The 25,254-nt window shown below is 59.2% G+C and carries 20 protein-coding genes; 8 read left to right on the top strand and 12 right to left on the bottom strand.

Annotation, left to right across the window (positions count from 1 at the left end):
• Positions 1–11: 11 nt before the first annotated feature.
• From HBH25_RS13455 to HBH25_RS13445, 3 genes are all read right to left on the bottom strand, one after another.
• Positions 12–857, bottom strand: coding sequence for an RNase A-like domain-containing protein (locus tag HBH25_RS13455; RefSeq protein ID WP_168084426.1), 846 nt, complete (start codon positions 855–857; stop codon positions 12–14).
• Between the two features lie 11 nt (positions 858–868).
• Positions 869–1,363 (bottom strand): Hcp family type VI secretion system effector, encoded by a 495-nt coding sequence (locus tag HBH25_RS13450; RefSeq protein ID WP_168084425.1) that lies wholly within the window; start codon positions 1,361–1,363, stop codon positions 869–871.
• A 314-nt stretch (positions 1,364–1,677) separates the two neighbouring features.
• Complete coding sequence (locus tag HBH25_RS13445) at positions 1,678–2,049, bottom strand: PH domain-containing protein (RefSeq protein WP_168084424.1); 372 nt, start codon at positions 2,047–2,049, stop codon at positions 1,678–1,680.
• Between the two features lie 171 nt (positions 2,050–2,220).
• Between HBH25_RS13445 and HBH25_RS13440 the strand changes: the two genes are divergently transcribed.
• Positions 2,221–3,408 carry an MFS transporter gene (locus tag HBH25_RS13440; protein WP_229631906.1) on the top strand — a complete coding sequence of 396 codons (1,188 nt, stop codon included), beginning with the start codon at positions 2,221–2,223 and terminating at the stop codon, positions 3,406–3,408.
• Between the two features lie 16 nt (positions 3,409–3,424).
• On the opposite strand, the gene dapA is transcribed toward HBH25_RS13440, so the two are convergent.
• Genes dapA through HBH25_RS13420 form a run of 4 tightly spaced genes read right to left on the bottom strand, consistent with a single transcriptional unit; the run spans position 3,425 to position 8,361 of the window.
• Positions 3,425–4,345, bottom strand: a complete 921-nt coding sequence (gene dapA / locus HBH25_RS13435) for a 4-hydroxy-tetrahydrodipicolinate synthase (RefSeq protein ID WP_168084423.1) — start codon at positions 4,343–4,345, stop codon at positions 3,425–3,427.
• A gap of 25 nt (positions 4,346–4,370) precedes the next feature.
• Positions 4,371–6,170 (bottom strand): ABC transporter permease subunit, encoded by a 1,800-nt coding sequence (locus HBH25_RS13430; protein ID WP_168084422.1) that lies wholly within the window; start codon positions 6,168–6,170, stop codon positions 4,371–4,373.
• A complete protein-coding gene (locus tag HBH25_RS13425) occupies positions 6,167–7,255 on the bottom strand; it encodes an ABC transporter ATP-binding protein (protein WP_168084421.1) in 1,089 nt (362 codons plus the stop codon). The genes HBH25_RS13430 and HBH25_RS13425 overlap by 4 nt, the downstream gene beginning before the upstream one ends.
• Before the next feature lie 17 nt (positions 7,256–7,272).
• Positions 7,273–8,361 carry an ABC transporter substrate-binding protein gene (locus tag HBH25_RS13420; protein WP_178088960.1) on the bottom strand — a complete coding sequence of 363 codons (1,089 nt, stop codon included), beginning with the start codon at positions 8,359–8,361 and terminating at the stop codon, positions 7,273–7,275.
• Positions 8,362–8,494: 133 nt separating this feature from the next.
• Between HBH25_RS13420 and HBH25_RS13415 the strand changes: the two genes are divergently transcribed.
• The 3 genes from HBH25_RS13415 (at position 8,495) to HBH25_RS13405 (ending at position 11,893) form a co-directional block, all read left to right on the top strand.
• Complete coding sequence (locus HBH25_RS13415; protein ID WP_218585493.1) at positions 8,495–9,904, top strand: FAD-binding oxidoreductase; 1,410 nt, start codon at positions 8,495–8,497, stop codon at positions 9,902–9,904.
• Between the two features lie 164 nt (positions 9,905–10,068).
• Entirely contained in the window at positions 10,069–10,686 is a 618-nt protein-coding gene (locus tag HBH25_RS13410) for a helix-turn-helix domain-containing protein (protein ID WP_218585492.1), read from the top strand.
• Positions 10,687–10,744: 58 nt separating this feature from the next.
• Positions 10,745–11,893 (top strand): alpha-hydroxy acid oxidase, encoded by a 1,149-nt coding sequence (locus HBH25_RS13405; protein WP_168084418.1) that lies wholly within the window; start codon positions 10,745–10,747, stop codon positions 11,891–11,893.
• Here the strand turns inward: HBH25_RS13405 and HBH25_RS13400 are convergent.
• Positions 11,890–14,796 (bottom strand): membrane-targeted effector domain-containing toxin, encoded by a 2,907-nt coding sequence (locus HBH25_RS13400; protein WP_168084417.1) that lies wholly within the window; start codon positions 14,794–14,796, stop codon positions 11,890–11,892. The two genes, HBH25_RS13405 and HBH25_RS13400, sit on opposite strands and share 4 nt — an antisense overlap.
• 182 nt (positions 14,797–14,978) lie before the next feature.
• On the opposite strand from HBH25_RS13400, the gene HBH25_RS13395 reads away from it, so the two are divergent.
• Both HBH25_RS13395 and tadA read left to right on the top strand, forming a co-directional pair.
• Positions 14,979–16,352: a multicopper oxidase family protein gene (locus HBH25_RS13395; RefSeq protein WP_168084416.1), complete on the top strand. Its 1,374-nt coding sequence runs from the start codon at positions 14,979–14,981 to the stop codon at positions 16,350–16,352.
• Positions 16,352–16,840 (top strand): tRNA adenosine(34) deaminase TadA, encoded by a 489-nt coding sequence (gene tadA / locus HBH25_RS13390; RefSeq protein WP_168084415.1) that lies wholly within the window; start codon positions 16,352–16,354, stop codon positions 16,838–16,840. Before HBH25_RS13395 ends, tadA begins: the two co-directional genes overlap by 1 nt.
• 167 nt (positions 16,841–17,007) lie before the next feature.
• Here tadA and HBH25_RS13385 read toward each other — a convergent pair whose 3' ends face one another.
• From HBH25_RS13385 to mltF, 4 genes are all read right to left on the bottom strand, one after another.
• Complete coding sequence (locus HBH25_RS13385) at positions 17,008–17,649, bottom strand: papain-like cysteine protease family protein (RefSeq protein ID WP_168084414.1); 642 nt, start codon at positions 17,647–17,649, stop codon at positions 17,008–17,010.
• Positions 17,650–17,832: 183 nt separating this feature from the next.
• On the bottom strand, positions 17,833–18,561 hold the full coding sequence (locus HBH25_RS13380; protein WP_168084413.1) for a hypothetical protein: 729 nt from the start codon (positions 18,559–18,561) through the stop codon (positions 17,833–17,835).
• Between the two features lie 142 nt (positions 18,562–18,703).
• On the bottom strand, positions 18,704–19,231 hold the full coding sequence (locus HBH25_RS13375) for a hypothetical protein (protein WP_168084412.1): 528 nt from the start codon (positions 19,229–19,231) through the stop codon (positions 18,704–18,706).
• A gap of 99 nt (positions 19,232–19,330) precedes the next feature.
• The gene (gene mltF / locus HBH25_RS13370; RefSeq protein WP_178088959.1) at positions 19,331–20,812 is read right to left on the bottom strand and encodes a membrane-bound lytic murein transglycosylase MltF; all 1,482 of its coding nucleotides are present in this window, start codon (positions 20,810–20,812) and stop codon (positions 19,331–19,333) included.
• 186 nt (positions 20,813–20,998) lie between these two features.
• Between mltF and purL the strand changes: the two genes are divergently transcribed.
• Both purL and HBH25_RS13360 read left to right on the top strand, forming a co-directional pair.
• Positions 20,999–24,895 carry a phosphoribosylformylglycinamidine synthase gene (gene purL, locus HBH25_RS13365; protein ID WP_168084411.1) on the top strand — a complete coding sequence of 1,299 codons (3,897 nt, stop codon included), beginning with the start codon at positions 20,999–21,001 and terminating at the stop codon, positions 24,893–24,895.
• A 19-nt stretch (positions 24,896–24,914) separates the two neighbouring features.
• On the top strand, positions 24,915–25,226 hold the full coding sequence (locus HBH25_RS13360; protein WP_168084410.1) for a YqfO family protein: 312 nt from the start codon (positions 24,915–24,917) through the stop codon (positions 25,224–25,226).
• The last annotated feature ends 28 nt before the right edge of the window (positions 25,227–25,254 follow it).

Below are 25,254 nucleotides of genomic sequence, written 5' to 3'. Positions count from 1 at the left end.
ATTTTATAACCTCAAGGAATGGGAAAGGCCGTGACGATATAAGCAGGCATGTGGTTGAATTCGGTAAAGTCAATGATGATTCTGACCTTCGTCATTTTTACTGGATTATCTGGTGCGGATCGCAAAATCCCCCATCCAATTACGGTATCCAAGTCATGCACTAGTGTTAATCTATTTCTCGTTCGTAAAAATTTTATCTTGGAATACATCATGATTTTGGAGCTATTGAATTTTAAGGTTTGGCTTACCGCCCATTCAGCTAATTCTATACTATCGAAGGTAGTCATTGCTTTTGCATTTCTGACCTTGCGTAATCGCTTCTGCAGTTGCGAAACGTCCTTTTGAAAATGATCTCGCAGGGTATGGCCACCAACACTATTTCTTGCGGCGTGTAGAGGGCGCTCGCTGACAGATATGGCTATCCTACCCGCCCGCACCGAAGAAACCCGAAACGCGTTGTAAAGCGAGGCCGTAGTCAGCGGCACAGCGAATTCCGTAGCCAAACCGATCACCTGACCTGTCATCCGAGACGCCCCTAAAACCTTGGCCGCTGTTGCCCCTGCTTTGAATGCGTAGGAGTCCGTTTGCTTGCCTGTGAAAAGCTGTGTAGAGGCCGCCGAAAGCTGGTCGGATGCATGAACCCCCATTGCCACGCAGCCAAGTTTTGAAATCATCGTTGGTTCAGGTACCGCGCACAATACGCCCGAACCTGCCAGCTCGATAATTCCGCCTACCAACCGAAGGCTACCGAATATACGGTTGGACATGATTTCGGCAGGTGTAAGGGATTCGTGAGTAAGTATTGCGGCCATCTGGGCGAAATTGAGGATGACGCGAAAGCTTCCATCGTCAGACATGGTGTGTTTCCTTACGCAAACGGTTTGTTAGCCGTTCTGTCCCAGCCGCCTGTAACAATGCCGGCACTGGCTCCGTCAGCACGCCGCTGCTGTGAATATTCGAATCTGATGCGACCGTAGTTCAAGGTCACAACCTCTACAGGAAAGCCGGAGTGTTCCGCACCTTGGCCGCTTACCAAGGCGATCAGTGCCTCTTCCATTACGATGTCGAGGTACTTGAGTTTCTCAGAGCCTGCACGGTGGATACGAATGGTGACGGTAGGGATATGTGTACCGCGGCAGCAAAGTTCGAACAGCTTTGGGGTAGCGCAGTCTACGTATTTGCTTATCTGGAAATCCCCTAACGACACACCGCCAGCGGTAGCACCTCCGCTTGAGCTGGCTGTTTGACTAATGGATTGCGCGGCATCGTAGTGGTACGAAAGTAGCTCTATCCAACCTTCGTGCCCTGCATCCAACGATTCGCCCTGAACCCCTTCAACCTTCATGAAAGCATCAAATGCCATAAACCTGCTCCTTGCTTGAAAAATAGCGAGGCGTGGACGTTAAACCAAAATTGGATCGTATTGCAACCTTAGTGCAATACTATGTAACCTCATGTTACAGTCTAGCTATAAATTGACCCTTTTAGAGCGTGCGTAACGAATTGCAAATGGAAAAATGGAAATCCTGTTTTTAATTGTCAGAAAATATACCAGACAATAGAAAATCGCCTAACTTAGTAAGCGCGCCTATTCACCAAGCTCTCGAACAAGGCGGCTAGTTTTTATACACCTGGCCTGTTAGCACCGACAACAGTGGTAAAACTCAACTAATTAACTCACCCCAACACATGCTCCGAAATCAACCTCGCTATCTCTACGATGGACGTTTTGCCCGTGAACTCGAACCTCACTTTACCCAGCGCTGAGAAATACACCTCCAACTCTGAATCCAGATCGAACGTCCCGGACGTTTCCACCGAATAGGCCACGATGTTCTTGTAGGGGAGGGAGGTGAAGTCCTTCTTGCTGCCGGTAAGGCCTTGTACGTTCACAGCGATGATGCGTTTGGTGGTGAACACGACGCCGTCGCGCATGGACTTGTACGCATCCACTACCTCTTCGCCTTCAACCAGCAAGGCCGTTACGCGCTCGGCGTATTCGCTGTTTTGCTTGAGCTTGAAAAAGCCTTTGTTGTTGAAGTCGATCATCGGGGCGGTCCTGTGCGAGGGTGGGCAAGGCGGGAGTGTCCCGCACCTGCCAGGCTTGCCTCAAGGGGAGCAACGCACACCCCACCTGAACTCTGCGCCAAAACCCTGCTCTAGACAGGTTCCCTATAAACGTAGCAATTTATTTCCACCTGCCAATAAACGGACCTGCCCATGTCTACCCCGCACACCTCCCGCGCTGCCTTGGCCGCGCATTCTGCCGCCAAGATGGAAGCCGCCATGGCCGTTGGCAGCTTTGCCATTGGTACGGGCGAGTTCGCGATCATGGGGCTGATGCCGGACATCGCCAGCAACCTGCACCTGAGCGAACCCCAGGTAGGGCACGCCATCAGCGCCTACGCGCTGGGTGTGATGGTGGGGGCACCGTTATTGACGATTGTGGGCGCCAAGCTGCTGCGCAAGCACATGCTGATGCTGCTGATGGTGCTGTATGCCTTGGGTAACCTGGCCACAGCGTTTACACCCTCGTTCGGCAGCCTGGTGGTGTTTCGTTTTCTTAGCGGTTTGCCTCACGGGGCCTATTTCGGTATCGCAGCCGTGGTGGCGTCCAGCATGGTGCCGGCCAACCAAAGGGCTGGTGCTGTGGCGCGGGTGATGATGGGGCTTACCCTGGCTATGTTGTTGGGTAACCCTATCGCTACCTTTTTGGGCCAGTATTTGGGCTGGCGGTCGGCGTTTGCGTTGGTGGGCGTGATTGCCCTGTGCACCATCGTTTTGGTGTGGCGCTTTGTACCCCAGCCCCACGATGAGCCCCGTAGCCACCCCATGAAGGAAATGCGCGCCTTTACCAAGCCGCAGATCTGGATGGCGCTTGCCATCGCAGCCATTGGGTTTGCCGGCATGTTCTGCGTATTCAGCTACCTGGCGCCCATCATGCTCAATGTGAGCCATGCCACGCCTGAGATGATTCCGTTTGGCCTGGCCGCCTTCGGCGTAGGCGGCATCATTGGCAATATCGCCGGCGGCAAGCTGTTTGATCGTTTGCAATTCCGGGCCGTAGGGCTGCTGCTGGTGTGGTCCATCGCCGTACTGTTGTTGTTCCCCTTCGCGGCAGGTTCGCTGTGGGGTGTGATGCTGGGCATTGGCCTGGTGGGTACCATGGTTGCCCTGGCCGCGCCCTTGCAAATCCGCCTGATGGATATTGCCCATGAAGCCCCTAGCCTGGCGGCCGCCTCCAACCATGCCGCCTTTAACCTGGCCAACGCACTGGGCCCCTGGTTTGGCGGCATGGCTATCACCGCCGGGCTGGGCTGGACCAGCACCGGTTACATCGGTGCGGCCACTGCCCTGGCGGGCCTTGGCCTGTACCTGATCGCACGGCGTATGAAAGGCGGACAGTAAGAGGCACGGCTTTGCGTTAATGAGCCAATACAGAACCTGAAGGAATAAGGCCTTTACGTTCCAAGACTACCAATGCGCTGGACAAGCGTTCGAGGGTGGTGGGTGAGGGGGGCTGTAAGGGTGCAAGCACCTCTCCACAGTCATGGCCCATCCACTTCATGGCAGCCTTCAAAGGGCCAGGGTTGGCCTCGGCGAACAACGCCTTGAGCAGCGGTAGCAGTTCCCGCTGGGCGTCGATGGCTGCCTGGATATGGCCGTCTTTCAAGGCCTGGTACAGCGTTACCCAGTACTCGGGGATCAGTGGGGCCGACGCCAGAATGCCGCCCCGCGCACCCAACGCCATCTGCGCCGGGAACAGCATGTCCTCCCCGGCCAGCAGCTGAAAGCCTGGGCTGGTGGAGGCCGCAATCTCATTGAAGTGGGCCATGTCGGTATTACAGGCTTTCATGCCAAAGATGGAGCCGTCCTGTTCCATTTCGGCAATAGTGGCGGCTTCGGTGACGATCCGCGTGCGGTAAGGAATGTCGTAGAACACAATGGGCAAATCCACTGCCTCACGGTAGGCACGAAAATACTCGCGGATGCCCTGTTGCGAAGGGGTGACATAGAACGGCGTAATCGTCAGCAATGCGTCCGCACCATGGGCCTTGAATGCCTTCCCCGCTTGCACCGATTCGGCAAAGCCTGGCGATACCATGCCGGCTACTACGGGTACACGCCCCGCTGACACCTCCACCGTAATAGCCACAACATGCTCGCGATCGGCAGGGGAGAGCGCTGTGTACTCACCCGTGCCGCCAATGGGCACCAGGCCGCTGCACCCGGCTTGAATCAGGTGTTCTACCAGCTTTTTCAAAGCGGCTTCGTCAACACTGCCATCCGTTTTGATGGGGGTAGGAAAGGGCGGCAGAATACCGGCAAGTGTAGGCACGTTCATGGGTAGGTCCTTTAAGGATGGTCAATCAGCGCTTGGCCTGATCACGGTTGGCAAGTTTTCCCGCCACCCACAAAATGCAGGCGATCAGCAGTAACAGCAGCGTCGAGACGGCCGCCAGCAGAGGGTTCACTTGAAGGATGGCGCTGTCCCACATTTGCTTGGGTAGCGTGGATTGCATGCCGCCACTGATGAAGAGCGACAGTGTCAGCTCGTCGAAGGAGGTGACGAAGGCAAACAGGAAGGCGGCGACCAGCCCACCTCGCAGCAAGGGCAGGGTCACGTAACGCAAGGTTTTCAGCCGGCTGGCCCCCAGGTTCCAGGCTGCCTGGTCATAGCGGTGGTCGTAGTTTTTCAATACCGCCATCACGCTTACTACTACGTAGGGAATCGCCAGGATGGTATGGCCCAACACCAGGCCAAGGGTTGAGCCGGTCAATGACAGGCGTGAAAACAGGTAGAAGAGTGCGACCGACACAATGATCCTTGGCACGATCAAGGGAGACAGGAGGAACGCCAGTACCCAAGCATTGCCTCGCTTGAGCCCCCGCTGTAGCCCGAAGGCTGCCAAGGTCCCCAATACCATGGAGAGGGCCGCCGTGAGCGTGGCCACCTTGATGGAACGCCACGTGGCTGAGAGCCATTGCGGCGAATGGAGGTACTGCTGGTACCACTGCCAGCTGAAGCCCTGGGGGGGCCAGTCCAATACCGTGCCTTGGGTGAACGAGAGCGGCACCATCACAAAGGCGGGCGCCACTAGGAACGTCAGAATCATCAGCGAAATGGCCCACAGGATGATTCGGCCCACAGGGCGCCGTCGTTTTTCCAACCCCTTTCCTGCCAGCGGACGCATGCAGGTCACCAGCCCGTCTGATACGCGACCTAGGCCAGCCAGCAGCAGGTTGCCTAGCCGTGCCAGCACGCCCCGTTTGCCCGGCCGTTGCCGTGCTTCGCCGCCCGCCAGCGTCGACAGGCCAAATACGCGGTCGTAGAGCACAAAGACAACCATGACCGCTATGAATAGCAATACGGCCAGGGCGCCGGCGAAAGGCCAGTTCAACAGCTCTTGCACCTGCTGAATGATCAGCTGGGGCAGCATGATCGTTTGTGGGCTACCCAACAGGGCTGGCGTGATGAAAAAGCCCAAGGAAGAAATGAATACCAACAGGCCCCCAGCGGCTACGCCGGGCAGGGACAGCGGGAAATAGATACGCCAGAAAGTGCTGCCAGGCTTGGCTCCCAGTGTCATGGCGGCTCGGCTGAGGTTGCCATCGATATTGTCCAGCACAGACAGCAACGTGATCACGCACAAAGGCATCATGGCGTGCAGCATGCCGATCATCACCGAGGTGAAGTTGTACAGCAGTTCAGCCGGCGCCTCGCTTAGGCCCATGGCCTGGAACCATTGGTTGAAGAGGCCGTTTCTGCCCAGCAGCGCGATCCAGGCAAAGGTTCTGACCAGAAAGCTTGTCCAGAATGGCAGCAGCAGCCAGAACATCAAACGTGTGCGGGTGTTGGCACGGCTGATACTGGTGAGGTAGGCCAGCGGATAGCTGAACAGCACCGCCAGCACGGTGGTCCAGGCTGCGAACTGCAAGGTTATGCCCAGTACGCGCCAGTAGATGTCCCGGTCCAGAATGCGTTGGTAGTGGTAAAGGGAGAAGCTGCCCTTGCGCGTGAAGCTCAGGCTCAACAGGTCTGTCACGGGGAAGACCATCAGCGCCAGCAAGAACAGAATAGCTGGCAGTACCAGCATCCATGGGCGTACCCGCCAACGGCGTCGCCCGCTGCGCTCGTCCATTGCTTGTGCGTAGGCCACCTCCGTCATGCCGCCTCCGGCACGGCATCGGCCGGCAATATCACGGTTTCGGCTGGCTGCCAGCACGCCCACACGGGTGTACCCGGCGTGGCATCGAGTTCGCGCTCAAGCGTCAGGCCCTCGACCATCAGCATGGCGCCCCCGACAGTGTTGACCATGAAGCGGGTCACGCCGCCTGTGAACACCACGTCGCTAAGCGTGCCCTGAACGCTGTTCATGCCCGGCTGAGGGGCCGTGAACAGACCAACGCGTTCCGGCCGCACCATCACATTGACAGGGCCGCTGTGTGCTCCGTCCACGGCCAGGCTGATGCCCAGGGTAGGGCAGGCCACGTGGCACTGGGCCGCTCCTTGGGGCTGGGCAACGCCGGGCACGATGTTGGATTCACCCAGAAAATCTGCGGCAAAAGTGGTTTTGGGACGGAAGTACAGGTCGCTGGGTGTGCCCAATTGTTCGATCCGCCCATGGTTCATCAGGCAGATACGGTCAGACATGGTCAGGGCTTCCTGCTGGTCGTGAGTGACGAACAGAATGGTCGTACCCAGTTGACGGTGCAGCCGCTTGATTTCGATTTGCAGCTGGTCGCGTAGTTTTTTATCCAGCGCCCCCAAAGGTTCATCCATAAGGATGATGCTGGGCTGGTACACGATGCACCGTGCCAGGGCGATTCGCTGCTGCTGGCCCCCGGACAACTCACGGGGCAGGCGGTGCGCGGTATGGCTCAGCTGTACCAGCTCCAGCACCCTGGCCACCTCGCTATTGACCTCGGCCAGCGGTCGGCGGCGCATGCGCAAGGGAAAGCCGACGTTCTCAGCGATGGTCATGTGGGGGAACAGGGCGTAATTCTGAAACACCATGCCGATGTCGCGCTCATAGGGCGGGGCATAGGTGGCCAGGGTGCCGTCAATCCACAGCTTGCCGCCATCAGGTTCCAGCAGGCCTGCCACCATCATCAACAAGGTGGTCTTCCCCGAGCCAGAAGGGCCAAGCAGTGTCAGAAACTCTCCTTGGCGCAGCTCCAGCGCCGTGGGCGCCAGTGCCTGGAAAGCGCCAAAGCGCTTGTGAATACCTTCGATCTTCAACTTTGCCTGCATAGGGGGTCCGCCGCGCGTTAGCCGAGAATCCATTCATTGAAATGGTCTAGCGCCTCAGCCTTGTTCTCGGCCCAGTACGCGGTGTCGATGGGTAACCCCCGCTTGATGTTGTCCGGGTAGGTCGGCAGGTCGCGCGCGCGGCTCTCAGGGATATGCTCGAAGGCCGCCGGTTGGGTAGGCCCGTTCATCACGTATTCGGTCAGTGCGGCTTGCCGCTTGGGGTCGCAGGCAAACTCGATGAAACGACGGCATAAGTCAGCCTTGGGCGTGCCGCGCAGGATGATCCAGGCATCCACGCCCCAGATGTGTTGGTCCCAGGAAATGGCCACCTTCGCACCGGCGTCACGGGCTGCCAGTATCCGAGACGTCCAGGTGGGCATCAGCTCAACCTCCCCGCTGGTGAACATCTGGGTGGCCTGCGCCCCCGAGCCCCACCAGGCCGATACATGGTCGCGCAGCTTGTCCAGCGAGGCGAAGGCTCGGTCCAGGTCGCAAGGATAGACGTCAGCCACTGCTACGCCATCGGCCATCAGTGCTTCCTCTACCGTGTCGAAGGCGTATTTACGCATCCCACGGCGGCCTGGAAAGTTCTGGGTATCCCAAAATTGCTGCCAGCCGGCGGGTACTTGTTTGATGCGTTCCAGGTTGTAGCCGATGGCGGTGGAGTAAATGTCAGAGCCTACGGCGTAGTCGGTGTTGAATTGTGCAGGGATGCTTTTGATGACCGGTTTGTCCCCTAGTTGGTGGGGTTCGAGCAGGTTCATCTGCGCCAGCAAGTTGGCCGCCGCCAGGCTGATGGCCCCGCCCATGTCCCAGGTGTAGTTACCGGTATCTACAAGGCTTTTTACCTCAGCTGTCGGTTCGGCCGTGGATGTGACGCCGATCACCTCAATGCCCGTTTCTTTAAAAAATGGCTCGAAATATGCCTTTCGATACCCATCGGTCCAGTTACCCCCAGCGTCACGCACCAGCAGGCGCTTGCTCTCGGCACGTGCCGAGCCAATGAAGTAGGGGGCTGCCGCTGCCACTGCACCTGTCGCTGCAGCCTTATGCAGGAAACTGCGGCGTGTCATGCCTTTCTTGTTGTTACCGACGTGCTCAGTCATATCCCGCATCCACCATAGTGACAGATTGTGCGTATAGTGTTACTTTGTGTTCATAGTGAATGCAACAAAAAACCTTCACTTTTGAGCGCACTGCACTGTGTGGCCTATTGGGATCAAGCGTAGGGGATTGATTTTGAATGAGTTCCTGCAAGCCGCTGCTGAAGTGGTTGGCGTCGAAAACCTGTTGCTTGGCACTGATACAGTCGGCTTCGACGTAGACTGGCGGGGCCGCTATCAAGGCAAGGCACTATGCGTGGCTAGGCCTGGAAGTACGCAGGAGGTGTCTGAGCTAATGGCGTTGTGTATGCGCCATGGGGTAGAGGTGGTGCCTCAAGGTGGCAATACCGGGCTGTGCGGTGCCGCCACGCCGAGCGCCGACGGTAACCAAATGGTGGTGTGGCTAGGCCGGATGAACAACGTCCGTGCATTCAGCGAGATCGATGGCAGTATCACGCTGGACGCTGGTTGTGTGCTGGAAACCGTACAAAACCTGGTCGCCGAGCAGGGCTACTTCTTTCCCATGAGCTTAGGTGCCGAGGGCAGTTGCCAGATTGGCGGCAATATTGCGACCAACGCCGGGGGCACGGCAGTGTTGCGTTATGGCCCTATGCGAGACCTGGTGTTGGGCCTGGAAGTGGTACTGCCCGATGGCACGGTTCACGACTGGCTTACACCGCTGCGTAAGAACAACACCGGGTATGACCTCAAGCAGCTCTTTATGGGTGCGGAAGGCACCTTGGGTATTATCACGGCTGCCACGCTGAAGGTGTTTCCCGCACCCAAGGTACGGGAACTGGCTATGGTGACCCTGCACAGCGTCGGGCAGGCGCTTACACTGCTTCACCGGGTGCGGCGCAGCCTGGGCGAGCGCCTGCTCTCGTGCGAAATCATCAACTGGGCGCAGGTGGCGCTGGTGCTCAAGCATGCCCAGGGAGCCCACTGGCCGTTTGCCGAGCCTTCGCCCTGGTGCCTGCTGATCGAAGTGACTGAAACCCTCGAAGGCTATGACTTGCGCGGCGCCCTTGAGACCGAACTTGAAAAGGCCTTGGAAGCCGAACTTATTACCGACGCCGTGGTGGCCACCAGCCAAGCGCAACAGAACAGCCTCTGGCAGTTGCGCCACAGCGTTTCGGAAGCGAACAAACTGGAAGGGTATGGCGTCACCCATGACACCGCAGTTCCCCTAAGCCAGCAGGGAGTGTTTGCCACTGAAGTAGAGCAGCGGCTGATGCAGGCCTATCCCCAAGGCCAGGTGTTGATGGTAGGGCATATCGGGGATGGCAACATTCACGTGATCCACATGTTCCAGCGCGACCAGCATTCGGCCGAACAATTGGCAAGCGCTACCAGGGGGGTGCATCAGCTGGTAGACGACGTGACCTTGAGCCTGGGCGGTACCGTGAGTGCTGAACATGGCATTGGGCAGACCAACAAGGCGCGCCTGCAGGCCAGCCGTAGCCCGCAGGACCTGGCGCTGATGAAAGCCATCAAAGGTGTGATTGATCCTGACAGGCGCATGAACCCGGGCAAAGTATTCGATTGATCCGTTCGGGCAACACGCCAGAATGGATCACAGAATTGATAGCCGGTTGCAACGGTGTCATCTTTGAGCCGCAGCGCCACAGAACATACTTTCAACGTTGTAACCCAAGCACGTCAGCATCAGCTGGCGTGCTGTGCCGTATTGAAAACGATCAGGTGAAACAATTGGATATCCAGCTGGGTAAAGCCTCCGTTCCAGGGGCTGAGTACGAAATCATAGAGGATGAAGTAGCCCTTGATATCGGGGAGCGCATCAAGAAGCTGCGTAAAGAGCGCGACTGGACGTTATCCAAGACCGCTCAGCAGACGGGCCTGTCTCATTCGGCTTTGTCGAGAATCGAGCGTAACGAGCTGTCGCCCACATTGGGCAGCCTGAACAAGATTGCACGGGGCTTTTCCATTGATGTAATCACCTTGCTGTCTGAGCATCCTGCCCATGCCTCCGATGCCCGGCGCAGCGTGAACCGCTGCGCCCATGGCCTGGTTTCCAATACACACACCTGCAAGAACACGTGGCTGGCGGCTGACCTCAGGCACAAGCGCATGCTGCCGCTCAAGACTCAAGTGGCGGCGCGGCACCCAGACGACTATAGCGACTGGGCAACCCATGCCGGTGAGCTGTTCGTGTATGTGCTGTCAGGCGAACTTACGGTGTATTCGAAAATTTATGCGCCCGTGGCGCTGGGCGAAGGCGACAGCCTGTATTACGACGCAAGCGCCGGCCACAAGTGGGTCTCTACCAGCGCGCAAGAGGCCGTCGTTCTGTGGGTTTATGCGGAATGAGTGTGACAGGTAACCCCTGCCTGCCCCGCGCCTGCCTCTCAGTATCGAGGCGCGCTCAATGAGCCGACCGCTCAATTTCAGGGATTTACGTACCCACGCACGTAAACGCCTGCCTCGGCCGATTTTCGACTACATCGACCGCGGCACCGAGGACGAAACGGGCCTGCATGCCAATCGGCAAGCGTTCGAACGGGTACGTATCGCCCCTCAAGTATTGACCGGAGGGGTCCCGCGATCTACCCGTACCCGGTTATTCGATCACGAGATATCCGCCCCAATGGTCGTTGCGCCCACCGCGTTCGCAGGCCTTGTGTGGTACCAGGGGGAAATTGCCCTGGCCAAGGCTGCACAGCAGGTAGGCATTCCTTTTTGTGCCGCCACCGAAGCCATCGCGTCCATCGAGGCCATTGCGAGCGCCACACAGGTCCAGAACCTGTGGTTTCAACTTTATCTATGGGACATCCCGACACTGTCAGAGGCACTTGTTCAGCGCGCACAACAGCTGGGTATTCGTACGCTGGTCATTACGGTGGACACGCCTGTAGTGCCCAACCGGGAATACAATGTGGTCAATGGCATGGGCATGCCGTTTCGGTTTTCGCCACGCTTGCTAGGCGATGTGGCATTGAGGCCAGGCTGGGTGCTCGGCGTGCTCGGGCGTTATTGGCTCAATGGGGGGATGCCCAGTTTTGCCAACTACCCTGAGGCGTACCGTAAAACCCTCCTGGGTGGAGGCGCCAAGCAGCAGATGCGTCATGACCCTGGGCTGACCTGGGCGCACATTGCGCGCCTGCGCAAGCTATGGAAAGGGTATTTAGTGGTCAAGGGCATTGCCCGCCCCGGCGATGCACTCAAGGCGCTAGAGCTGGGCGCTGACGGGATTGTGGTATCCAACCACGGGGGCCGAAACCTAGATAGCGCAGTGGCGCCCATGGAAACCCTCGAACCCATCAGTGAGGCCATTGCTGATCGGCTGACCATCATGATGGACAGCGGCATACAGCGCGGCAGTGACGTGTTCAAGGCTCTGGCGCTTGGCGCCAAGGCTGTGATGGTTGGCCGTGCCTTTCTATATGGCACGGCCGCAGGTGGGCAGCCTGGGGCCGTGCATGCGTTCAACCTGCTACAGCGGGAACTGGACCTTACATTGGGCAATGCCGGGTGCAGAACGGTGCAAGCGATCAGCCGAAGTGTTGTGATCCGTTAGTTTGCTGACCTAAAGCCCAGCCGTTTCAGATCATTGCTCAAGGCGGTGAGGCTTGTATAGCGAACCTGATGGACTTGGCGCAGCTGCGGCAGGTCCACCCAGAACAGCGTGTCTTCCCGTATTACCAGGGTGGTGACCAGTCGATTACTTGGCAAGTGAATGGACAGTTTCCAGCCCTCGTCGCTAGGGCTTAGCAGGAAGGTTCGCCGCAATGCCAACCGCTCGGCAATCTCGTGATCGGCAATGGGCGGCGTGAGGCGAAGGGCTTCCATGCGGTACAGGTAGTCACTGCGCAGGGTAACGTTCTGCCGCCCATCCCCTACCTCTACATACCGGCCTGGGTCTACCTGCAAGCCTTGGCCTGTGCCCGGTGGTACGTCTTCAAAGCGCACGCTATTGACACCCTCCAAGGTATCCAAACCTTCAATGCCGCGAAACAGGCTGGCATGGCTGTTACCTACCAACGCAACCCATTTGCCACCTGCCCGTGTTGCTGCGTCGGCCTGTATCACGCTATGGGCGTAGAAATTCATCATTTGCTGGCGTAGGTTGCCTGCTGTGTCCTCCAACCCGTTGCTCCGGTAACTGGCCAGGCAGTCCAGCGGAACCACGCGTATACCTTGCTCACACGCGGTTTGAACCAATTGGGCATAGGTGCCGAGGCTAGGCTGGCCATTGTAGAAGCCCATGTCCAAGCGATTCAGGTAGGCTTTCAAAGCCGGAGGCAAGCTGCGTTGTTGAAGTGCTGTGGCCAGGTCCGCCTGGTGGAAGTCTGCCAACAGGTGTTCCATGTACAACGTGTTGACGCCCAGCTTGCGCAGGTTAGCCATCTGGTCGATCAGAAACACCCTGCAAGCGTTGTGCTGATGCGCTTCTCCCAAAACAACACCATCATGGTCACCGAATATCTCTTTTAGCACCGCCCGCGCAGTGCTGGGGTGCGCAAGCTCGATGTTAGGGGAGCGTAAAGGGGGCACATAGGCTTGGAAAAAGGCCTCTGAGTCCCGCTGCAAGCTGGCGCGCCTTTCACGAAACTCAGCGAGCGCTTCGCTGCCTTCTGGATAACCCACAAAGTCGTAATCCTCGCCGTCGAGCAGGGGGCTGCCCAGCTTACTCGCTGCTGTGCGTAGCAGTGCCTGATGTGCAGGGGGAATATCATAGGGGCTCGGGAGCGGCGGCGTGTAATCCGGTACTGCTGACAGGCCGCGGCCTCGGTTGAGGCAACCCAACGTTTGCCCACCTCCTAGCAAGCCGGGGCGTGGTACCAATTCCCACTGGCCGTCGGCGTTCAGGCGCACCGGTACATTGCGTTGAAACGCGAAGGGCGAGGTAGGGTCGACGATCACCCATCCATTGAGCGCAGGGGCCTGCTGAACCTGGTAGCTGAAGCCGTCCAGTTCGATATAGAAGCGGCCGTCCACCGTGTATATGCCTTCTAGCAAGCCTGATTGGCCAGGTGTATACGCCCCCAGAACGTGATTGCTGTGGAATTGTTCCAAGAGGGTAGCCGTGTCTACAGGGTAGCGCCGCTCAGGGGTAATATCAGGCAAAGCGACTTCGGTGGCTGCGCCAGACTCCGGGAGCCTTGGGGCTTCCACAGGCGGCGTTCCACGCCATGCCCCCCATAGAAAGGCGCTGTTGAACAGCAGGTTTACGCTGGCGACCACAGCGTTGAGAATGGCGTGCTGTCGACGGGCAGTGTTTGGTGCGTTCACGGCCAGGTCCACGTTAAGCGCGACCTCAGCTAGCCCGGCGCCTATACAAGCCAGTGTTACGGGCCAGTCCAGTGCCCCAAGCGGGCCGAATACCCGGTTGAAGGCACCCAGGTAGCCCAGCCAGATCTGTTTGCGCAGGGTGGCATTGCTGGTCAGGCGCAGTTCAGCATCATCGGCCATGCGGGCCTGTGCCTGCGTGCTCATCTGGGTGAAGGCGTCCAGGCGTAAACGGGGCGCTGGTGGTTCCAGCAATGTACAAGGTGAGTGGCCCCAGGTGCTGTACAGCAAGTCCAACGTCTGGTTCAAAGGCTGCTTGCCCTCATCGGCCAACGCGCTGCGTAAAGGAAAATGGCTGGCGAAGCGCGCGCGGTTTTCAGCCTGGTTGTTGTGCATCAGCAGCCACCAGTGCACGGCCTTCCAATCGGCACACACCTGCCAGGGCTCTGGTTCGCCAGGCACGTACAGGTAATGGGTATCACCCGTAATCAGATGCAGAATATCCGTGGCCTGGTGCTGCCCGATCCGTAGAAAGCTTACGTGCACTGACACAGGCGGCGTGAAGGCAGCCTGCAACATCGGCAGGGTAGCAGGTGCTTGAACAGTGCCGGCAAGGGCTTCGAGAACACGGGAAAGGTCCACGTCCGTAAACGTTTTGTGCTGCCGTGCCTGCAAGGCTTGGGCAATCAGAGTGGCCTTGGCCAAGGTGCGATAGTCGTCCGCGTGGGTTGCCCAGAACTGCTCGCACTGCGCCGTGAACTGCTGCTTGAAGTCTGCGGCCCATAGTTTATTCATTACTGCGCTGGGCAAGAGGGGAATGTCGTTGCGCTCGTCAAACGCAGCAGCGTCTGGCCCTTCCCGGTAAAAACCGGTCTGCGCGTCCAAGGCATCCAGAGCCTCGCTGTCGTCGGCACTGAAACGCACCATCACCAGTTCCACCAAGGTGAGGGACTGGAGAGGACGCTGGTAATGTGCCCAGCCGGAAAATGCACGGGGGCTGCTGACCTGGTCGCGGAAGCGGTGCCAGTACACCTTGTTCGGGGCCAGGGTGCCCAGGTTGTGCGCTTTCAAAACGCTAACGGCGATGTTCCACGCCTGCTGGCGCATGTCCGGGCAATTGCTGGCCACCTGCTCGGCAAGCGTCAGTAAGGCTGCCTGTGATTGGGAAGGGGAAGAATCAGAATCGCTCATGCTATGCCTCCAGGGAAAAGGGGCCTAGCGTGAGCAGGCGGGGCAGGGCACAGGTGGTACAGGGGTATCACAGAGCCCGGCAGCGCCTTATGCGCCGTTACTTAAAATTTTTGCAGTACCCGTGTATCGTATCCGCCCCCTTCGCGGCCTGGGCCGCGTCTCGGTATCAGAGGTTGAGCTCAATGTCCTTCACACGTCGCCAAATCCTTGCTGGCCTTTCCGGCCTGGCAGTCGTAGGGCTGGGTGCTGGCGGTGGCGCACGGTACTGGCTAGGCCGAAACGAGGCACCAGGCGGGCACGATTACGAGTTGATCGCCGCGCCACTGGACGTGGAACTGGTACCTGGCCACACCACCACGGCCTGGGCCTTTGGCGGCACCGCGCCAGGTACCGAGTTGCGGGTACGGCAGGGTGAATGGCTGCGGGTGCGTTTCGTGAACCGCCTGCCAGTACCTACCACGATTCATTGGCACGGCATTCGCCTGCCGTTGAACATGGACGGTGTGCCCTATGTGTCGCAGCTACCGGTATTACCGGGGGAAACCTTTGATTACCGCTTCCGTGTGCCCGACGCAGGCAGTTACTGGTACCACCCCCACGTGGCCAGCAGCGAGCAGTTGGGGCGTGGGCTGGTAGGGCCGCTTATCGTCGAGGAGCGTGAACCCACGGGTTTCATGCACGAGCGCACCCTATGCCTGAAGAACTGGCACGTGGACGAGGAGGGTGCGTTTCTGCCATTCAGCATCGTTCGGGAAGCCGCGCGTAATGGCACCCTGGGCCGGCTGTCGACCATAAATGGCACGCCAACGCCTGTCCTCGACCTGCCTGCTGGCCAGATCGTAAGGCTGCGCGTACTCAACCTGGATAACACTGCCACCTACCGGCTGAACCTCAAAGGTGCAGGTGACGCGCGTATTTATGCGCTGGATGGCAACCCTATCGAACCACGGCCTTTGGGGAAAGACTATTGGCTAGGCCCTGGCATGCGCCTGTGCCTGGCCTTGAAAGTGCCTGCGGCAGGCGAAGAGATTTCACTGCGCGACGGCCCGGTGCGCCTGGGCACGTTGCGTGCTGTGGCCACCGAGGGTAACGCCACCCCGTGGCCACCTGCGCTCCCGGCCAACCCCATTGCCGAACCGCACCTGGCCACTGCCGAAAAACTCAATTTCAATTTCGAATGGGTGGGCAGCACGGCTGAAGCGGGGGACACTGGCACCCCCAGCCTGTGGCAGATCAACGGGGTGGCGTGGGACATCAACGATAAAACCTGCGCAGACCGGCCCATTGCACGGCTTGAAAAGGGCAAGAGCTACATTTTCGAGCTCAAGAACATGACCCAGTACCAGCACCCGGTGCACCTGCACGGCATGAGCTTCAAGGTGATCGCTTCCAACCGCCACAAGGTCATTCCCTACTTCACCGACACTTACCTGCTGGGGCGCAACGAACGTGCGCAGGTGGCACTGGTGGCCGATAACCCAGGCACCTGGATGTTCCACTGCCATGTGATCGACCACATGGAAACCGGCCTGATGGCCGCCATTGAGGTGGCGTGATGCGCCAGCCCATGATTGTCGACCGCAGCCAGGACCGGCACTTCATGCACATGGCCCTGGAACTGGCTGCACAAGGTGCCGCACGAGGCGAGGTGCCTGTGGGGGCCGTAGTCGTTCAGAACGGTGAGGTGATAGGCCGGGGTTTCAATTGCCCGATCACCACCAACGACCCCAGTGCCCATGCTGAGATGGTGGCCATTCGTGAAGCGGCCCAAGCCGTGAACAACTACCGGCTGCCCGGCAGCACGCTCTATGTCACGTTGGAGCCCTGCAGCATGTGCGCCGGGCTAATTGTTCACGCTCGCATAGCGCGGGTGGTGTTTGGCGCCTTGGAGCCCAAGGCCGGCATCGCCCAAAGCCAAGGCCAGTTCTTTACCCAGCCGTTTCTCAACCACCGGGTGCTGCTGGAAGGCGGGGTGATGGCTGAGGCATGTGGCGCGGCGCTGAGTGAGTTCTTCAAGCAGCGAAGGGCGGCTCGGCAAGGCTAAGGGCCCGCACGGCCCTCCACGGGCCAGCGCACATAGATTTCGGCCATGACCCTATTCGGTCCCCAGCACAGCCATGCGATTGACGACTCTAGGGTGGCCAGGTATTGCCACCGCGTATCCCTGCCTCAACAGGCAGGCTTTACATTCAAACCTTGAAACCGCCTGCTTCAGCCCCAGTTTCGTTGTTGCAACGAATGGCGAGGGGAGGGCGCCGTTATCTTTGCTCCGAAAATCATTGCATCAGGGTCATCCCAGTTTAAGAAAGTATTGAATTGTTCAAGCGTTTTCGTACGGCGGGCCCCGCACCATGGGTCGTGGTATACAATCGTGTTGTCCGATGCGCCGACCAATACAATACAGTGATTGACAACGTCACCCTGCAAGCGTCCTGAGCATACAAACGGACCATGCCGATTCAGCTTCTTACAAAGATCTTCGATTTCCCAGCCGCGTTTACCTTTAGCGTTCAACCTCTTTGGCAGCCCCAAAGAAATTGGGGTTATACCCTTCTCTTTCAACTGGTCCTTGATTCCGTCTGAGGTGAGACCGGTAAGCACGCCCCGAGGGTTCTTGCTCAAGTCATTTGTTTGGCTATTATGGTACGCAAGTAGCATGTTTACACTGGCGTCTCCGCACAGATTGATGTGTTGTTGATGGAAAAAAGGTACGTCTAGAAAAGCATAGGTGTTCGCTAATTCGCTAGATTGGGCAGGTTGCCCTGCCGGGAAAGGCCGTGACACCAGAACTCCGTCTTTGGGAGGTGTGTCCCGGAAGTCGAGCAACTTACCAACTAATCCATTCAGCTTCATGCTCGGCCCTCATAGCTATCATAAAACATGGTCGGCCCATGGTTTTTCCGCCTAAATAGGGCCTTTAAGGCCACTAAAATGCTCTAATCGCCTTGCTCTTCTAGTGAATGGCCGGCGCGTGTCGATTTTTTTTGAAAATGCGATACGGTATTTAAGTTGACCACCCACTAAGCGGTTCATGGCCTAAAGTTTAGCATTGAGCTTGGCCTCGTAAGCTTCACGGCTCAAGGGAGGCTTGAAATCTTTATCTTTTTCTTCAGCAATAAACGCTGCGGCATTCTGAAGTTCTTCCTGCTGCTGGCGCATGTTATTGATACTGTCAGCAAGGTGTTGGGCGTTTGAATTTGAACTGTGCCTGGCCTCATACACTTCACGGGCTGGGCGTGCATTTTTAAATGCCTGATGGTTACCGAGCCCTAACCCAACGCTGGTTAGCCCTATACCCACAGGCGGACGTTGGGGCAGGGTGGGCCGAGGTGCGCTGGGCTGGGCCTGAGGAGGCGGAGCTAGGTGTGCTGCGTCTGGCGCAGCTCCCCATTGCTGATAAGGGCCGTTGTTGATCTTTACATTGACACTGGCGAGGTTTAGGTCCTGATTGTGGTCTTGCACGAAATTGAGTTGAGGGTGAAAGTCTTGCCCGTTTTCGGTAAAAGGGTGCATGCCGAAGGTGTTGGGCCCTGCACCAGCCACCTTGAACAGGCTGTTGCTTTGAATACTGTCCATCAAGCGCTTGCCAAAGGAAGCACTCAGTTTCGAGATGACCCCTTCCACCCACCCCAGCGAATCCCCATTGATTTTGAACGGCGATTTCGGGATTGAGAACTTGACCGAAACTTTGCCGGGTGCGGATAGTTTGCTGGCTGCGGATAAGAAGTTACTGTGGTCTATATGTTTGGGCTGATTTACGTGCATCACGAACCCCCTCTGTGTCCCCATGAGTGGCCCTCGTTGGCGATGAGTTCCCTCGTGCTTGGGGGCGCGGAAGCGCTAGGGTGGGGCTACACTTCATGGGGTGTGACATGGCCGGATAAAGCGGTACACCACCAGCTCCCGCTTACAGCGCGCCCTGGGGTTCCGTTGCCAGGTTGCTCTGGTGCAGCGCATTGATCTGCTCCACTACCTTGTTGCCGTGGGCCAGGTTGTACACAAATATCTCGCTGGTTTTGGTAAAGCGGTGCCCGATGCGCACGGTATAGGAACGAAACAGCCAGCTGACAAACCCGGGGTAATACACGGCGTCTTCGATATCACGCCACTTCACACCACGGGTGCCTTTGCTCCAAGGCAGAATCCCGCTGTGTATCCACACGCCAGACGCATCGGTGTACAGGTAGATGCTCTTGAGGTACAGCACCTTATACACGAACAACGCCAAAGCACTCAGCAGCACGACGCCGCTTGCCACGATGCCTGCCTGAAACGCCCGGTCAGTAAGGGCTTCGTTCAAGGCCCACCAGCCAATACCCACGGAGATGGCCACCATGAGCAGGAAGGTAAACACTACGCGCACGTACGCCAGCCAGGACAACCGGTGCTCTACCTGTACAGCGCCCTCTTGCTCCAGGTGCTCATAGCCATTCATACCGCAACCTTGCCTCCATGTTTACGCTTCGTTTCAGAGGTGGGGCCACTGCACGCGCAGTAGCAACCCCCCCTCGCTTCTCATCGTCACTCGCCTTCGCTACAACGGCGGCGTTTGCTGTTGGCCTTGTTGTGGGGGCTGTTGGGGCTTGGTCTTGTCCACACCGGGGACATGCAAGTTGTTATCTGCCACTTGCCCACCCTCGGGCTGAGGTTGGGTCACCCAGGTGAGGATGTCGTAGTAACGGCGGATGTTGGCAACGAAGTGTACCGGTTCGCCACCGCGGGCATAGCCGTAGCGGGTTTTGCTGTACCATTTTTTCTGGGACAGCCTTGGCAGCATTTTCTTCACATCCAGCCACTTGTTCGGGTCCAGCCCTTCGTCCACGGCCAGCTTGCGTGCGTCGTCCAGGTGAGCAGTGCCGATGTTATAGGCAGCCAGGGCAAACCAGGTGCGGTCTGGCTCCTGAATGCTGTCATCGAGCCCATCCTTGATAAGGGCGAAATACTTGGAGCCGCCGTAGATGCTCTGCCGGGCGTCCAGCCGGTTGGTTACGCCCATGGCCTGGGCCGTGTTCTGGGTGAGCATCATCAGGCCACGCACCCCGGTCTTGGACGTGACAGACGATTGCCACATGGACTCCTGATAACCGATGGCAGCCATCAGGCGCCAGTCCACCCGCTGCTGCTTGGCGGCGGCCTGGAAGTGTTTTTCAAAGCGCGGGAGCCGCTCCTGCAAGTGCTGGGCGAAGGTATAGGCACCTACATACCCCAACACGTCCACATGGCCGTAGTAACGATCTTTGAGCCGCTGCAGGGTCCCGTTACGGCGCACTTTGTCCAGGAAGGTGTCGATCTCGTGCAGCAGGCTATTGTCATTGCCCATGGCCACGGCCCAGCGCTGATCCCGCGTTTCGCCCAGGTCGAAGGCTACCCGAACATTGGGGAAATACACCTGGTTCATGGCCACCTCGTTGGAGTCCACCAAGGTGTAATCGATCTGCCCCTCGTCGACCATGCGCAACAGGTCTACCACTTCCACCGCGTCGGACTCTTCGTATTCGATGCCGGGGTTCTGGCGCTTCAGTTCGGCCAGTTGCTCGGCATGAGTGCTGCCCTTGAGCACGGTTATCTTTTTGCCGACCAGGTCCTTGGCTTCGGAGGGGCGGGGCTGGCCGTTGCGGTAGATGACCTGCGGCGTGACTTCAAGGTAGGGGTGCGAGAAGCGGGCGGTTTGCTGGCGGGCGCTGCTGCTGACCAGGCCGGCGGCGGCCAGCACCGGCCCGTCCGGTTTGCCCAGGCGGTCGAAAAGGTCGTCCAGGTTGTCGGCGGTCTGGATCTCCAGCTTCACCCCCAGGTCGTCGGCAAAGCGCTTGACCAGCTCGTATTCGAAGCCGGTTTCGCCGTTGCGGTCCTGGAAATACGTGGCCGGGCTGTTGCGGGTAATCACGCGCAACACGCCGTCCTCCTTGACTCGCTCCAGTGTGCTGGGTTTTTCCACACAGCCGCTGAGCATCAGGAGAAGACAGGTTGCAAGGAACCACAGCGCATGGCGCACGTGGGGAACACTGGAGGCAAACATGGGTGCAGTATACGCAAAGCGCTTGCGCCACCATATCTCGACAGCGTAACAGCGTTCTGCTAGGGCGCCAGGGCTATGCCCAGGAGGGCGACCGTCTGCCTGCCGCTGCGCCGAGACGGGTGCCTGCCGCGCCGCTTTAGGCTAGAATGCGCGACCCCTCTACACCCTCTCGAGGCTGTCCCCACGATGTTGATCCTGCGCGGCGCTCCTGCCCTTTCTGCCTTCCGCCACGGTAAATTACTGGAGCAAGTGAGTCAGAAGGTCCCCGCTGTCACCGGTCTTTACGCCGAGTTCGCCCATTTTGCCGAACTCAAGGCAGACCTCAACGATGAACAGCTGCAGGTGCTGGCGCGCTTGCTCAAGTACGGCCCAAGCGTTCCGGTGCAGGAACCCGCTGGGCGTCTGTTCCTGGTGGTGCCACGGTTCGGCACCATCTCGCCGTGGTCGAGCAAGGCCAGCGACATTGCCCACAACTGTGGGCTGGGTACCGTGGAGCGCCTGGAGCGCGGCATTGCCTATTATGTGCAGGGCGAACTGAGCGATGCGCAGGCCGCCGACGTGGCCGCCGTGTTGCATGACCGCATGACCCAGCGTGTACTGGATCGCTTGGAAGACGCTTCGGCCATGTTCCGCCATGCCGAACCTCAACCCATGACCTCTGTAGACGTGCTGGGCGGCGGCCGTGCGGCCTTGGAAGCAGCCAACCTGAGCTTGGGCCTGGCGTTGGCCGATGACGAAATCGACTACCTGGTCACCAGTTTCCAGGGCCTCAAGCGTAACCCCAACGACATCGAACTGATGATGTTCGCCCAGGCGAACTCCGAGCACTGCCGTCACAAAATCTTCAACGCCAGTTGGGACATCGACGGCCAGGCCCAGGAAAAAAGCCTGTTCGGCATGATCAAGAACACCTACCAGATGCATGGCGAAGGGGTGCTGTCGGCCTACAAAGACAACGCTGCCGTGATCGTGGGCAACGAGGCCGGCCGGTTCTTCCCCAACCCGGACACACGTGAATACGCCGCCGTGCGTGAGCCTGTGCATATCCTCATGAAGGTGGAAACCCATAACCACCCTACGGCCATTGCACCGTTCCCAGGCGCTTCCACCGGTTCAGGTGGCGAAATCCGCGACGAAGGTGCCACTGGCCGAGGCGCCAAACCCAAGGCGGGCCTGACCGGTTTCACCGTGTCCAACCTCAATATCCCTGGCTTTGAGCAGCCATGGGAAAAAGCCTATGGCAAGCCTGAGCGCATTGTTACGCCACTGGACATCATGATCGAAGGCCCGCTGGGCGGCGCGGCGTTCAACAATGAGTTCGGGCGCCCGGCGCTTACCGGCTATTTCCGTACGTTCGAACAGGCAGTGAACAGCCCCCGTGGCGAGGAAGTCCGCGGCTACCACAAGCCCATCATGCTGGCTGGCGGCCTGGGCAACATCCGCGCCGAGCACGTGCAGAAGGGCGAGATTCCCGTAGGGGCCAAGCTGATCGTGTTGGGCGGCCCGGCCATGCTGATCGGCCTGGGCGGCGGCGCAGCCTCGTCCATGGCCACAGGCGCCAGCTCGGCAGACCTGGACTTCGCCTCCGTACAGCGTGAAAACCCTGAAATGGAGCGCCGTTGCCAGGAAGTGATCGACCGCTGCTGGCAGCTGGGCGATGCCAACCCCATCTGCTTCATCCACGACGTGGGTGCGGGCGGCTTGTCCAACGCCTTCCCTGAGCTGGTGAACGACGGGGGCCGTGGTGGCCGCTTCGAACTGCGCAGCGTGCCCAACGACGAGCCGGGCATGGCCCCGCATGAAATCTGGAGCAACGAATCCCAGGAACGCTACGTGATGGCCGTGCCTGCGGAAGATTTCCCCCGCTTCCAGGCCATTTGCGAGCGTGAGCGTTGCCCGTTCGCGGTGGTAGGCGAGGCGACTGCCGAGCCGCAGCTCACCGTCACCGACAGCCACTTTGGCAACAGCCCCGTGGACATGCCGCTGGAAGTACTGCTGGGCAAGGCGCCCCGCATGCACCGGGCGGTCGCACGCGAAGCCGAGCAAGGCGACGATTTCGACCCGGCCACGCTGAACCTGGCCGACGCCATCAGCCGCGTGCTGCGCCACCCGGCGGTGGCCAGCAAGAGCTTCCTGATCACCATTGGCGACCGTACCATCACAGGCCTGGTAGCCCGGGACCAGATGGTCGGCCCGTGGCAGGTGCCTGTGGCAGACTGTGCCGTGACTGCCACCAGCTTCGATGTACACACCGGTGAAGCCATGGCCTTGGGCGAGCGCACTCCGCTGGCCTTGCTGGACGCCCCCGCTTCCGGGCGCATGGCCATTGGTGAAACCCTTACCAACCTGGCGGCCTCGGCCATTGGCAAACTGTCGGACGTGAAGCTTTCCGCCAACTGGATGGCCGCAGCCGGCCACCCTGGCGAAGACGCGCGCCTGTACGACACGGTGAAGGCCGTGGGCATGGAGCTGTGCCCGGCCCTGGGCATCACCATTCCTGTAGGCAAGGACTCCATGTCCATGCAAACCCGCTGGCAGGATGAAGGCGCGGACAAGGCTGTCACCTCGCCAATGTCCCTGATCGTCAGCGGCTTTGCGCCGGTCACCGATATCCGTAAAACCCTCACGCCCCAGTTGCGCATGGACAAGGGCGAAACAGACCTCATCCTGATCGACCTGGGCCGTGGCAAGAACCGCATGGGTGCTTCCATCCTCGCCCAGGTGCACAGCCAACTGGGGCGGACGGCACCAGACGTGGACGATGCCGAGGACCTGAAGGCATTCTTCGCCGTGATCCAGGGCTTGAACGCGGACGGCCACCTGCTGGCCTACCACGACCGTTCGGACGGTGGCCTGCTGGTAACGGCGCTGGAAATGGCCTTCGCCGGCCATTGCGGCCTGGACCTGCGCCTGGACACCCTGGCCCATGGCCCTGAAGAAGCGGCAGCCGTGCTGTTCAACGAAGAGCTGGGCGCCGTGATTCAGGTACGTCACGACGCTACGCCTGCCATTCTTACCCAGTTTAGCGCGGCCGGCCTTGCCGACTGCGTGGTGGTGATCGGCAAACCGATCAACAACGGCCATGTGTCCATTCGCTTGGGCGACACCACTTTGTTCGAAGGCGAGCGCCGCCTGTTGCAACGCCAGTGGGCAGAAACCAGCTACCGCATTCAGCGGTTGCGGGATAACGCCACCTGTGCCGACCAGGAATTCGACGCGTTGCTTGAAGAAGACAACCCAGGGCTGCACGCCAAGCTGTCATTCGACGTGAATGAAAACATCAGTGCGCCGTACATCAAGACGGGCGTGCGACCCAAGGTGGCTGTGCTGCGCGAGCAGGGTGTGAACGGCCAGGTCGAGATGGCTGCCGCCTTCGACCGTGCCGGCTTCACCGCCCTGGACGTGCACATGAGCGACATTCTGGCTGGCCGTGTAGACCTGAACGACTTCAAGGGCCTGGTGGCCTGCGGCGGGTTCTCCTATGGCGATGTGCTGGGGGCGGGCGAGGGCTGGGCCAAGTCGGCGCTGTTCAACAGCCGCGCACGGGAAGGCTTCCAGCAGTTCTTCGAGCGCACCGACAGCTTTGCCCTGGGCGTGTGCAACGGTTGCCAGATGATGTCCAACCTGCACGAGCTGATCCCTGGCAGCGAAAGCTGGCCGCATTTCGTGCGCAACCGCTCCGAACAGTTCGAAGCCCGCGTGGCCCTGGTGCAGGTGCAGGAAAGCAACTCCATCTTCCTGCAGGGCATGGCCGGTTCGCGTATGCCAATCGCCATTGCCCATGGTGAAGGCCATGCGGAGTTTGCCAATGAGCAGGCCTTGATCGAAGCGGACACCTCGGGCTGCATTGCACTGCGCTTTGTGGACAACCACGGCAAGGTTACGGAAACCTACCCGGCCAACCCTAACGGTTCGCCCCGCGGGATTACCGGCCTCACCAGCCGCGACGGCCGTGTAACCATCATGATGCCGCACCCGGAGCGGGTCTTCCGCGCCGTGCAGAACTCTTGGTACGCCGATGAGTGGAGCGAAGACGGCGGCTGGATGCGCATGTTCCGTAATGCACGAGTGTGGGTGAACTGACTGCGGGGCAGGGGGCACGATGTACAAGCTGTGTTTTTTCGTGCCACCCAGCCATGTAGAGCACGTGAAGGCAGCTGTCTTTGCGGCCGGTGGCGGCAAGGTAGGCGGCTATGAGCATTGCAGCTGGCAGGTGCTGGGCCAGGGCCAGTTCCGGCCTATGAACGGTAGCACACCGTTCATAGGCACCATTGGAGCGTTGGAGACCGTCACGGAGTGGCGGGTGGAGCTGGTGGTAGTGGACGAGTGCGTTGAAGCTGTCATTGCCGCGCTCAAGCAAAGCCACCCCTACGAAACGCCGGCATACGACCTTTGGCGCCTGCATGATCTGTAAATAGTGCCGAAGCCGTTCGCGGGCTGCG

Source organism: Pseudomonas quercus (assembly GCF_012033695.1).
GTDB lineage: Bacteria > Pseudomonadota > Gammaproteobacteria > Pseudomonadales > Pseudomonadaceae > Aquipseudomonas > Aquipseudomonas quercus.
This window is presented reverse-complemented; position numbering and strand designations above follow the sequence as displayed.